Annotated in this window: 12 protein-coding genes; 2 read left to right on the top strand and 10 right to left on the bottom strand. The window is 63.6% G+C overall.

Going from position 1 to position 11,755, the window contains the following annotated elements:
- Positions 1-16: 16 nt before the first annotated feature.
- The 3 genes from ACSV9I_RS08280 to ACSV9I_RS08270 form a co-directional block, all read right to left on the bottom strand.
- Positions 17-1,432, bottom strand: a complete 1,416-nt coding sequence (locus ACSV9I_RS08280; RefSeq protein ID WP_438328316.1) for a sensor histidine kinase — start codon at positions 1,430-1,432, stop codon at positions 17-19.
- 4 nt (positions 1,433-1,436) lie between these two features.
- A complete protein-coding gene (locus tag ACSV9I_RS08275) occupies positions 1,437-2,195 on the bottom strand; it encodes a response regulator transcription factor (RefSeq protein ID WP_306765502.1) in 759 nt (252 codons plus the stop codon).
- A 116-nt stretch (positions 2,196-2,311) separates the two neighbouring features.
- Positions 2,312-3,898 carry a Do family serine endopeptidase gene (locus ACSV9I_RS08270; RefSeq protein ID WP_438328315.1) on the bottom strand — a complete coding sequence of 529 codons (1,587 nt, stop codon included), beginning with the start codon at positions 3,896-3,898 and terminating at the stop codon, positions 2,312-2,314.
- 203 nt (positions 3,899-4,101) lie between these two features.
- Here ACSV9I_RS08270 and ACSV9I_RS08265 point away from each other — a divergent pair, with 203 nt between their 5' ends.
- Together ACSV9I_RS08265 and ACSV9I_RS08260 are read left to right on the top strand one after the other, a co-directional pair.
- Positions 4,102-4,362 carry a CopG family ribbon-helix-helix protein gene (locus ACSV9I_RS08265; protein WP_438328547.1) on the top strand — a complete coding sequence of 87 codons (261 nt, stop codon included), beginning with the start codon at positions 4,102-4,104 and terminating at the stop codon, positions 4,360-4,362.
- 96 nt (positions 4,363-4,458) lie between these two features.
- Positions 4,459-4,674 carry a type II toxin-antitoxin system RelE/ParE family toxin gene (locus tag ACSV9I_RS08260; protein ID WP_438328314.1) on the top strand — a complete coding sequence of 72 codons (216 nt, stop codon included), beginning with the start codon at positions 4,459-4,461 and terminating at the stop codon, positions 4,672-4,674.
- Here ACSV9I_RS08260 and ACSV9I_RS08255 read toward each other — a convergent pair whose 3' ends face one another.
- From ACSV9I_RS08255 to ACSV9I_RS08225, 7 genes are all read right to left on the bottom strand, one after another.
- A complete protein-coding gene (locus tag ACSV9I_RS08255; RefSeq protein ID WP_438328313.1) occupies positions 4,675-5,097 on the bottom strand; it encodes a cytochrome c-type biogenesis protein in 423 nt (140 codons plus the stop codon). It abuts the gene before it with no gap.
- Between the two features lie 173 nt (positions 5,098-5,270).
- Positions 5,271-7,259 carry a heme lyase CcmF/NrfE family subunit gene (locus ACSV9I_RS08250; RefSeq protein ID WP_438328312.1) on the bottom strand — a complete coding sequence of 663 codons (1,989 nt, stop codon included), beginning with the start codon at positions 7,257-7,259 and terminating at the stop codon, positions 5,271-5,273.
- On the bottom strand, positions 7,256-7,708 hold the full coding sequence (ccmE, locus tag ACSV9I_RS08245) for a cytochrome c maturation protein CcmE (protein WP_054160444.1): 453 nt from the start codon (positions 7,706-7,708) through the stop codon (positions 7,256-7,258). Before ccmE ends, ACSV9I_RS08250 begins: the two co-directional genes overlap by 4 nt.
- A complete protein-coding gene (ccmI, locus tag ACSV9I_RS08240; protein WP_438328311.1) occupies positions 7,705-8,973 on the bottom strand; it encodes a c-type cytochrome biogenesis protein CcmI in 1,269 nt (422 codons plus the stop codon). The genes ccmE and ccmI overlap by 4 nt, the downstream gene beginning before the upstream one ends.
- 170 nt (positions 8,974-9,143) lie before the next feature.
- Entirely contained in the window at positions 9,144-9,545 is a 402-nt protein-coding gene (locus ACSV9I_RS08235) for a hypothetical protein (protein ID WP_054160442.1), read from the bottom strand.
- Between the two features lie 122 nt (positions 9,546-9,667).
- Positions 9,668-11,062 (bottom strand): ATP-binding protein, encoded by a 1,395-nt coding sequence (locus ACSV9I_RS08230; protein WP_438328309.1) that lies wholly within the window; start codon positions 11,060-11,062, stop codon positions 9,668-9,670.
- Entirely contained in the window at positions 11,059-11,724 is a 666-nt protein-coding gene (locus ACSV9I_RS08225) for a response regulator transcription factor (RefSeq protein ID WP_054160440.1), read from the bottom strand. Before ACSV9I_RS08225 ends, ACSV9I_RS08230 begins: the two co-directional genes overlap by 4 nt.
- Positions 11,725-11,755 lie beyond the last annotated feature (31 nt).

Here is an 11,755-nt window from a genome sequence, read left to right as displayed (position 1 = left end):
CGCTGGCGGCGTCACGTTACGGCTTTGATCCCGGAAAGACCATGGTGGCCGTCAAGCCGGGAAACTCGGCATGGTCGCGGGTGTCGGACAGGATCAGCCGTCCGCCATGCAGCGCCATGATCGCTTCCACCAGCGAGAGGCCAAGGCCGGTTCCGGGCTTGGAGCGGCTCTTGTCCAGGCGAACGAAGCGCTTGACCACGTCTTCGCGCTTGTCGGCCGGAATGCCCGGTCCCTCGTCCGAAATGCTGACTTCCACGCCCTGTGCGCCGCGCGAAACGCGAATGCCGATGCTCGATCCTGTCTCGCCCTGCCCGCCATACTTGATCGCATTGTCGATGAGATTGGCAATCGCCTGACCAACCAGTTCGCGGTTGCCGCGCACGGAAAGCCCCGGCGCGATCTGGCAATCCATAACCTGCCCTTCTTCCTCGGCCACCGGCTCGTAGAGTTCGGCGCTGTCGGCGGCAATGGCCGATACGTCGATGTCGGAGAGTTCGGCGGCAATCGACCCGGCTTCCACGCGGCTGATCATCAACAGCGCATTGAAGGTGCGGATCAGCTGGTCCGACTCGCCGATGATGGTTTCCAGTGCCGCCCTTCGGCTCGCCGGATCGTCCTCGTCCAGCGCATCGGTCGCCTTGTTGCGCAGGCGGGTCAGCGGCGTCTTCAGGTCATGGGCAATGTTGTCGGAAACCTGTTTCAGCCCCTCGTTCAACTGCTCGATCCGGCCAAGCATACCGTTCAGCGAGGAGGAGAGCCGGTCGAACTCGTCACCCGAACCGGAAACCGGCAGGCGCTGCGACAGGTCGCCAGCCATGATCTTCTGGCTTGCGGCCGACACCCGGTCGATGCGCTTCAGCGCATTGCGGCCAATGGCAAACCAGATGACGACAGCGCCGATGCCCATGATCAGAAGCGCCACCATCAGCGCTTGGCGCACCAGCTGGCGCAGCTTGCCCGGCTCGCCCAGATCGCGGCCGATCAGCACGCGCAAGCCGTTGTCCAGAACGAAGATATGCGCCGTCGCCAAATGCCGCTTGATGCCGCCGCTGTCGGTGTAACGCTGGTAGCGGAAGGGAAATTCGGTCCAGCCTTCGTGGTCGAAAACGCCCGGTTGCACGGAGGCGACGTTGCCGGCCAGGATCTCGCCATTCGGCCCGGCCATGACATAGAGATTGGCGCCCGGCTGTCGGGCGCGCCGCTCCAGCGTGCGCAAAAGCTGGTTGATGCCGCCGCGATCAAAGGCGCCCTCGATCTCCTCCACTTCCTGACGCAGCGCATCGCGCGTCTGGTTGTTGAGGATGCGTTCGGAAAGCCCCGTCACATAAAAGACGAGGAAGGCGGCGCAGAGCGCGAAGAGCAGGATATAGAGCGCAGACAGGCGGACCGCCGTCGACTTGAACAGCACGCCGAAGCGGGACGAAGACGCCATGATGTCAGCCTTCGTCCTTGATCATGTAACCCGCGCCGCGCACGGTTTTCAGCAATGGCTTGTCGAAATCCTTCTCGATCTTCGAGCGCAGCCGCGAGACATGGACGTCGATGACGTTGGTCTGGGGGTCGAAGTGATAGTCCCAGACATGTTCCAAGAGCATGGTGCGGGTGACCACCTGACCGGCATTCTTCATCAGATATTCGAGCAGGCGGAATTCACGCGGCTGCAGCAGGATGTCCTTGCCGGCGCGTTTGACCTCATGCGACAGCCGGTCCAGCTCGAGATCGCCGACGCGGTAGGCCATGTCCTGTTCCGGCTTGCCCTTGCGCCGGCCAAGAACCTCGACACGCGCCAGAAGTTCGGAAAAGGCGTAAGGCTTGGGCAGGTAGTCATCGCCGCCGGCGCGCAGGCCCGTGACGCGGTCATCCACCTGTCCGAGAGCCGACAGGATCAGCACCGGCGTCTCGACGCCGCGCTTGCGCAGCTCGCTGATGACGGAAAGTCCGTCGCGGCGCGGCAGCATGCGGTCGACGACCATCACGTCATAGCTGTTTTCCGAGCCCATGAAGAGGCCGCTCTCGCCGTCGCTGGCGTGATCGGCAACGATCCCTGCCTCGCGAAAGGCTTTCGTCATGTAGGCGGCAGCTTCCAGGTCGTCTTCAATGACAAGTATTTTCATGTGCGCGACCTTAGCGCCGGCCTCAGGGCCCGTATAGACGGTTTCGCCGCTTGTCGGCTGTCCTTGGTCAGCGATCCCCATGCTCTTGTCCTTTCCATCACGTCTGGCCGCGCCGCCCCTGGCGGGGGCCTCATCCGGATACGAAAAAGGGGCGCCGCCGGTCCGCGAACCGCCGACGCCCCGTCTTCACGTCATGATCAGCCCTGGTTGATCGGCAGTGCCACGAAGCGGCTGCCCGCTTCGGATTCCACCTGGAAGAGCGCCCGGGTGCGGCCGTCCTTCTTCGCCTGGTCGATCACCTTCTGGACATCCGCCACCGAGGATACCTGCTGGTTGTTGACCGAGGTGATCGTCTCGCCGGCCTTCAGGCCCTTGTCGGCGGCATCGCTGTCCGGGTCGATATCGATGATCGAGAGGCCCTTGCCGCCATCCGCAGGGCGAACGGAGAGGCCGAGGCCCGACAGTTCCTGCTCTGCAGCCGGTGCCGGCGCTGCATCGTTCTCGCTCGGCTCTGCGGCTGCCTGGTCTGCCGGCAGTTCGCCAAGCTTGACCTTGACCTCAGTCGCCTTGCCATCGCGCCACAGCGTTACATCCACGGTGGTTTCAGGGGCAAAGGCTGCAATGCGGCGGGCCAGATCGCGCGGATCCTTGACCGGTTCGCCATTCACGGCCGTCACCACGTCGCCCTGCTTGATGCCGGCTGCCTCACCGGGAGACCCGGCCTGCGGGGCCACGACCAGTGCACCGCTGTCTTCGGAAAGGCCAAGGCTATCGGCGATGTCCTGCGTCACCGGCTGGATCTGCACGCCGAGCCAGCCACGCGAAACCGTGCCGCTGTCCTTCAGCTTGGCAATGACATCTGTCGCCACCGAAGCCGGGATCGCAAAGGCGATGCCGACATTGCCGCCGGAAGGCGAGAAGATCGCGGTGTTGATGCCGACGACTTCGCCGTTCAGGTTGAAGCCGGGGCCGCCCGAATTGCCGCGGTTCACGGCCGCGTCGATCTGCAGGTAGTCGTCGTAGGGGCCGGAGCCGATATTGCGGCCACGGGCGGAAATGATGCCCGCGGTCACCGTGCCGCCGAGACCGAAGGGATTGCCGACCGCAACGACCCAGTCACCAACGCGCACCTTCTCGTCATCGGCAAATTTCACATAGGTGAACTTCACATCCTTGGCGTCGACCTTCAGCAGCGCGAGGTCGGTGCGGCTGTCCTTGCCTACGAGCTTGGCGTCATATTCCTTGCCGTCGTTCAGCACCACGGTGAAGGCCTGGCCATCGTCGATGACGTGGTTGTTGGTGACAATGTAGCCATCCTCGGAGATGAAGAAGCCGGAGCCTTGCGCGGTCGGACGCAGGCGTCCCTGACCACGCTCGCCGCGCTCACCGCGCTCGCCCCGTTCTGCGCGTGGGCCGCCGTCATGCGGGCCGTCCATGCCAGGACCGCCGAATTCGCGGAAGAAACGCTTGAGCGGATGATCGTCCGGCAGGTCGTCAAAGTTGCGACCGCCGAAATTGAACGAGTAATTGCTGTCCTCGGATGCCTCTTCGGCAACATTGGACTGGACGCGGACGGAAACGACGGCCGGCAGGACCGCTGCAACGACGTCGCCAAAGCTCGGCACCTGCGGCGCGTTCACCTCGACCGGCGCGGCCAAGGCCGGAACAGCGGCGAAGGGGGCAGCCGTCACCAGCATCATGGCCGCGAGGCCAGCCGTGGTGGAAGTCTTGAGGATCGTCTTCAGCGAGCGACCTTTGATCTCGGACATGTGATCTACCTTCATCTGTTCTTCTGACTGGAGCCGCCGGACGATCCGGCGGTGGGGAAGCGGTGGATGAGGAGAGATATAGGTGCTGTCACCTTACGGCGAACTGTACGGCGGATGAATTCTTCGTAATGTTTGCGGGACGTTGAGGCGACAAGAGCCGCAATTGACTTGAGGCTGCACGGCACCTGTCCTCCGTATTACAATCGGAGTCAAAAACGCTGTTAAAACAGCAACTGTCTGGTCCCATCACGCTCCGACTGCCGCGCGATTTACTCGCCGAGATCGAAGCGGTTGCCGGTGCCTGCGACCGGAGCCGTAGCTGGATCATCGTGCGCGCACTCAAGAGTTACATAGCTGGGCAAGGCCGCGAAATCCTGGAGATCACGGAAGCGCGGAAGGCAATCGCTGATGGCGAGTGCATCGATGCCGACAAAGTCCTTGGCGAACTGGACGGCATCATAAAGGGCGCTGCCGCGTGAAAATAACCTTCTCGCCGAGTGCCAGAGCATATGTGGCGCGAGACGCAGCTTATCAGAGAACGCAATCAAGCGGCGGGCGACCGTTTCAGGCATGACGTGAGCCAGTTTGTCAGAACGCTTGCCCAGTTCCCCTCAATGGGACAGGAAGCGACAGATCTCCCCCTGCGGTCGGAAAGGCGGTTCGTTCTGGGTGACGACCACATCCTCGATGACGTCGGTCCCGATGGCATTCGGATCCTGCCGATCCGCCATGGTCGCGAGCGACCGCCGGACCTGCCGCTGGATGACGAGACCGACTTCGAGACGCCCTGATCACTCGCCGTCGAGCAACCTGCCCAGCCGTGCCTCTTCCTCGACCGACAGTTTGGCCGTCGGCCGCGCCGCCCGCCTGCGGGCACTGACCACCGCCACGATCAGGCCGATCACCACCAGCACAAAGGGTGCCCCCCAGAGCGCCAGCGTGCGCACGGAAAGCCGCGGCTTCAACAGCACGAATTCGCCGTAACGCGACACGACATAGTCCAGCACCTGCTCGTCGCTATCGCCATCCACCAGTCGCTCGCGCACGACGACACGAAGGTCGCGGGCCAGTTCGGCATTGGAATCGTCGATCGACTGGTTCTGGCAGACCATGCAGCGCAGTTCCGCAGACAGGGTGCGCGCGCGCTGTTCGAGCACCGGATCGGACAGCACCTCATCGGGATTGACGGCATAGGCCGGGAGCGGAGCGAACAACAGCGCGAGCGTGAACAGTGCGGCCCAAAGTCCCCCTCTGGCCTGCCGGCCATCTCCCCCACAAGGGGGGAGAAACCTTGCGGATGCCGCTTTCGCCGTCGTCCAAGGCTGCATGCGGCGCAAAAGCCCCTCCCCCTTGTGGGGAGGGGTTGGGGAGAGGTTCCTCGGCGCGCTCATTCCGCAGCCTCCAGCGCCGGCTTTGCCGCCACCTTCGCCCGTTTCGGCGCACCGACCCGAAGCCTGCGATCCGACAGCGAAACAATCCCGCCTGCCATCATCACCAGCGCGCCGTACCAGATGCAGAGGATCCACGGCTTCCACCAGACGCGCACGACGATGCCGCCATCGGCCATGGGGTCGCCCAGCGAGACATAGAGCTGGCTGAAGCCGAAGGTCACGATCCCGGCCTCGGTCGTCGGCATGCGCCGCGCCGGATAGAGCCGCTTCGACGACCAGACATCGGCCACTTCGACGCCGCCCTTGCGGATGGTGAAATGGCCCTGATCCTCGGTATAGTTCGGGCCACTTGCAGCCCGCATGCCATCAAAGGTCAGCACATAGCCGCCGGCTTCCGCCGTCATGCCGGGCTTCATCTCGACCACGGTTTCCGTCTCGAAGGTGGTGACGGCCACAATCCCGATGACAGTCACGCCGAGGCCGAAATGGGCGAGCGCCGTGCCGAAAGTCGAGCGCGGCAGGCCCTTCAACCGGCTGAGCGCCACGGAAAAGCTCTGCTTGCCAAAGCCGCCGCGATAGAAGAGATCGGCAATAGCACCGGCCATGACAAAGAAACCGAGCGCCAGGCCGCCAACGGCCATGACCGGTCCGCCATGCTCGACGTAATAGAGCGCCAGACCCAACACGAGCGCAACGCCCGCGGCAAGGTACAGACGCTGCAAGGCACCGAGCAGATCGCCCCGCTTCCAGGCAAGGAAGGGGCCGAACGGTACGGCCAGCAGAAGCGGGATCATCAACAGCCCGAAGGTGATGTTGAAGAAGGGCGCACCGACCGAAATCTTCTCGCCGGTCAGCGTTTCCAGAAGCAGCGGATAGAGTGTGCCGATCAGAACGGTCGCCGTCGAAACCGTCAGGATCAGGTTGTTGAGAACCAGCGCGCCTTCGCGCGAGATCGGCTGGAACAGGCCACCGGCCTTCAGCATCGGCGCGCGGAAGGCAAAGAGCGACAGCGCACCGCCGATGAAGATCACGAGAATGCCGAGAATGAAGACGCCACGGGTCGGGTCGGTGGCGAAGGCATGCACGGAGGTCAAAACGCCTGAGCGAACGAGGAAGGTGCCGAGCAGCGACAGCGAAAAGGCGATGATCGCCAAAAGCACGGTCCAGATCTTCAAGGCATCCCGCTTTTCCATGACGAGCGCCGAATGCAGCAAGGCGGTTCCGGCAAGCCAGGGCATGAAGGAGGCGTTTTCGACCGGGTCCCAGAACCACCAGCCGCCCCAGCCGAGTTCGTAATAGGCCCAGTAGGAGCCCATGGCGATACCGGCCGTCAGAAACACCCAGGCGGCCAGCGTCCAGGGTCTGACCCAGCGCGCCCAGGCCGCATCGATGCGGCCGTCCATCAGGGCGGCGATGGCAAAGGAGAAACAGACGGAAAAACCGACATAACCGAGATAGAGAAGCGGCGGATGGATGGCGAGGCCCACATCCTGCAACACGGGGTTCAGGTCCTGCCCCTCGCCCGGGATCGGCGAGAGCCGGTTGAACGGGTTGGAGGTCATCAGGATGAAGAGCGCAAATGCCGAGGTGATCCAGGCCTGCACGGACAGAACATTGGCCTTCAGTCGATCCGGCAGATTGGTGCCGAACCAGGCGACCATGGCGCTGAACAGGGTCAGGATCAGCACCCAGAGCATCATCGAACCCTCGTGATTGCCCCAGACGCCGGAGATCTTGTAGATCATCGGCTTCAGCGAATGCGAGTTCTCGTAGACGTTCTGGACGGAGAAGTCGGACACGACATAGGCATAGGTCAGAACGCCGAAGGAGAGCGCGACCAGCAGAAAGAGCGCATAGGTGCCTGATGTCGCGACCGCCATCATCCCCGCATCGCCCTTTCGGGCACCGATCACGGGGAGCACGGAAACGATCAGCGCGACCGCAAGGGCCAGAACCAGCGCATAGTGACCAAGTTCAACGATCATTGGAGCTTTTCCTTGCCGCTGAGTTCCACCCCTTGCGCCTTCAGACGATCCGCGACGTCCTTCGGCATATAGGTCTCGTCATGTTTGGCGAGCACGGTATCGGCCACGAAGACGCGGTCGCCCTCGCGGAAACTGCCCTCGGCCACCACGCCCTGCCCCTCGCGGAAGAGGTCCGGCAGAATGCCCGTATAGGTCACCGGCACCGTCGCCAGCGTGTCGGTCACGGTAAAGGTGATCGTCGAGCCCTCACCGCGCTTCACCGAGCCATCTTCGACGAGGCCGCCGAGCCGGATGCGCGTGCCGGCATCGAGCTTCACCGTCTTCAAGTCGCCGGGCACGTAGAAATAGGCAATGGTCTGGCTGAAGGCGAACATCACCAAAAGCACGGCTGCCAGGATAAACCCCATGCCGCCGGCAATCACGGCCAGTCTCTTCTGCTTGCGGGTCACGGCGTCTTCTCCTCGACTTCAAGGCCAAGTTCGCTCGCCATGGCGATCAGCTGCCGGCCCTCGGCGGTCTCCGCCGGAAAGGCTTTGAGGCCATCCCGCAGCGCGCCTTGAGCGCGGTCCTTGTCCTTGAGCATGGCATAGGATCGCACGAGACGCATCCAGCCTTCAAAATTCTTCGGGTCGTCCTTCAGCTTGGCGTCGAGGCTTGCCACCATGCCGCGGATCATCTCGCTGCGGTCGCCCGTCGACATGGCCTGCGCATTGGCAATATCCTCGGCGGTCGGGTTGCCGAGCGGTGCCGGCGCGCCACTGGCTGCCGGGTTGGCGGCAAGACCCGGCGGCGTCGCTGCACCACCGGCCAGCGGCAGGCCGGCGCTGTTGGTCGCGATATGCCGGTTGATCAGCTCCATCCACGGGGCTTCCGGCGGCGATGCCTTGGCGATGTTCTCGAAGGCAACGAGTGCCTCGGCCCGGCGGCCGGATTGCTCCAGCGCCAGCGCCAGATAATAGTCGGCGCGCGGATTGTTCGGCTCGATCTTCAGCGCCGCTTCGAACGCCTGCTGCGCATCTTTCACGACAATGCCGTCATTGCGGGTCACGAGCGTTTCGCCAAAACCGGTCATGCGTTCCGCATCTGGGCCGAGAAGCCGAATGGCATTGCGATAGGCAAGTTCGGCATCCTCAAGCCGTCCCATGCGGAAATAGACCGGCGCCACCACGGCCCAGCCATTGCCGTCCTCGGGATTGGTCGCAAGATGCCGCTCGACCTGGGCGACCAGAAGCTCGACATTGTCGCCGGGATTGGCAAGCCGTGCTGCAAGCGGGGCATCCGGCATGCCGGGATTGCCGGACGCCAGATAACCGGCAAGGCCGATTGCGGGAAGACAGAGAAGGATGAAGGCCTGCGACAGCCGGTAGCGACCGGGTTTCAGCGCCTTGGCAGCCTCACCCTTGACAGCCTCACCCTTGGCAGCCTCACCCTTGGCGTCTTCGCCTGCCGCGCCCGCGTCGGGCTGCGGTGAAGCCTTGGCGCGCGCATCGACACCCAAAAGCCGCCGGCCGATTTCGGCCCGCGCATAGTCGGCCTCCTCGGCGGAAATCAGTCCGCCGGCGCGGTCGCGTTCGAGTTCGCGCAACTGGTCACGATAAACCGCCGCCTCCCCCTCTTCATAGCGCGATGCGAGGGCCCTGGCCCTGAGCAACGGCGACAGGAGAATGAATGCGACGACGACCGTCAGAAGCGCGGCGATGATCCAGAACAACATGAGAACCGATTACTTCAAGGCAATGAGCTTTCCAATCGACAAACCGCCTCTGACGTAAAATTGAGGCGATTGGCCGCAAGCTCTCTCTAGGACGCCATAACCCGCCCATCCTTGATGCAAGTCAAGTGGTGGCCGCGCTGCAGCCGCACATCCAACCCGTCAAAGCCTTGTCAGCTCAGCGGCGTCCAGGTCCCGTCGCTGTTGCGGCAGGCCGCACCGCGAGCCTGGAGTTCGCGGCCCTCGCTGATCACCTTGTGGGTAAACTGGCGGCAGTTCTGCTGGCCGACCTGATAGGGTGCTGCCGCAACCACCTGGCCGCGCACTTCGCCGCCTACCCAGGTCACGGGCTGGCCGCCAGGGGCTGCTTCCAGCGCCCGGTATTCGGCTTCCAGCGCACGCTGGGTCTCGCTGTTCGACAGCTTCACGCCGGTGCGCGAGACGATGCCGCCCTGCAATGCAGATATGTACAGGGCCGAGCCCGTCGCAGCACTGCCCTGCGTCGTCGTGCAGGCCGACAGTCCAACAGTGGCAGCCAAGGCCACGGCGACAACTCCAAAGCGCGATACACCCATCAGATCAACCCAGTTTCCGTCGACATTTCGTATACCGCGCAAAGCGCCCTCGCCCGAAGCCCGCGACAACGAGCGCTTCTGACACGTTCTCATACAACTATGGAATTTCACAGGAAAATCAATCACGCAGTCTCCTTGCTCACAGCTGGGAGTATCACCTGTGCGCGAAGTCCGCCGAGCGGGCTGCGGGAAAGACCGAGAGACCCCTGATATTCGCCCGAGATTTCCTTGACGATCGACAGGCCGAGCCCCGTTCCCGGCTTGCTCTCGTCGAGCCTGCGGCCGCGCTTCAGCGCCTCGCCGATCTGGTCGGGCGCCAGTCCCGGCCCGTCATCCTCGATGATCAGTTCCACCCAGCGGCGGCGCCCCTCCGTCGCGTCTTCTTCACGGACCACGGAGGAAAGCCGGGTGACGACCTTGGAACGGGCGAAACGCGCAGCGTTTTCCAGGAGATTGCCAACCACTTCCTCGACGTCCTGCTGCTCCATGGCAAAGGTCAGGTCAGGGGCGACCTCCAGGTCGAAGCTCACTTCGGCATTCAGCTTGCGCATGACGCGCACCAGCCGCTCAAGCGCGGGCTGGGCTTCGGTGCGGGCGAGCACGCTGTCGCGCTGGGCGGCAATGCGGGCGCGGTTGAGATAGGTCGCCACCTGCGCCTGCATCGCCTCGGCCTGTGTCGTCACGACACCGGCATGGGCCTTGTCGAGCGTGCGCGCCTCGTTGAGCAACACCGCAATCGGCGTCTTCAGCGAATGGGCGAGATTGCCGACCTGCATGCGGGCGCGCTCGACAATGCGCCGGTTGCTCTCGATCAGGGCGTTGATTTCCGTCGCAAGCGGCATGATCTCGCGTGGGAACTCGCCCTCCAGCCGTTCGGCCTCGCCGCGCCGGATGCGCTCCAAGGCGCGCCGCGCCCGGTCGACGGGGCGCAGGCCATAGACGATGGCGCCACCGTTCAGGATCAGACTGCCAATGCCCACCACGGCCAGCGCCAGGTTCAGACGGCTTGCGAAGAAGGCGATTTCCTCTTCCACCACCTCGATATTGCCGGTCACCCGAAAGCGCGCCGCCCGCCCTTGGTCGTCCAGCACCACTTCGGTTTCAACGACGCGGATGAGGTTTCCGACCTCGTCCTTCATCTCGTAGAAGCGCTCATAATTGATGTCGAAGGGCGTCTCGGCCACATCGGGTGTCGCGAGGTTGGAAACGCCAAGCGAGGCGGATGCGAGCGGTGCTGCCGTATAATTGCCGATCGGCTCGACCAGCCAGTACCAGCCGGTCTCGGGCTGGGAAAACCGGAGGTCGCCGAGCGCCGGCGAGCCGGTCAGGCTTTCGCCGTCACCGATCGAAACGGAATTGACGACATTGTAGAGCTGGGCGCGCAGGAGATTGTTGAAGCCGCGCTCGACGCCCTCGCGGTAGAGGGCGGAAATCGCTACCGCAATCGTCACCAAAGCCAACGCCGACCAGAGGGTGGCGAGGATCAGGACGCGCGCGGTGAGCGAGCGGATCTTCATGCCGTCGGGGCTTGGATGCGATAGCCAAGGCCGCGCACGGTCTCGATCATGTCGATGCCGAGTTTTTTACGCAGCCGGCCGACAAAGACCTCGATCGTGTTACTGTCGCGGTCGAAATCCTGGTCGTAGAGATGCTCGACCAGTTCGGTGCGCGAGACCACCTCGCCCATGTGGTGCATGAGATAGGAGAGAAGCCGGTATTCATGCGAGGTGAGCTTCAGCGTCACGCCATCGACGCTCGCCTTGGAGCTCTTGGTGTCGAGACGCACAGGGCCGCAGACGATTTCGGAGGATGCATGCCCTGCCGCCCGGCGGATCAGCGCACGAATGCGGGCGAGCACTTCCTCGACATGGAAAGGCTTGGTCACATAGTCATCGGCGCCGGCATCGATGCCCGCCACCTTGTCCGACCAGCGGTCGCGGGCCGTCAGGATCAGCACGGGCATGACCCGGCTTGCGGCACGCCATTTCTCCAGCACGGTGATCCCGTCCATCTCCGGCAGGCCGATGTCGAGAATGACGGCGTCATAGGGTTCCGTGTCGCCCAGGAAGTGGCCTTCCTCGCCGTCAAAGGCCTTGTCGACGACATAGCCCGCTTCCTGCAGGGCTTCGACGAGCTGGCGGTTGAGGTTGATATCGTCCTCGACGACGAGAATGCGCATGCTGTTCCCCTTGGTTCGGCAGAGATCGGCG

This window comes from Rhizobium sp. G187, assembly GCF_051549525.1.
In the GTDB taxonomy this organism is placed as follows: domain Bacteria; phylum Pseudomonadota; class Alphaproteobacteria; order Rhizobiales; family Rhizobiaceae; genus Allorhizobium.
The sequence above is the reverse complement of the archived record's forward strand: the minus strand, read 5'-3'. Positions and strand labels throughout refer to the sequence as shown.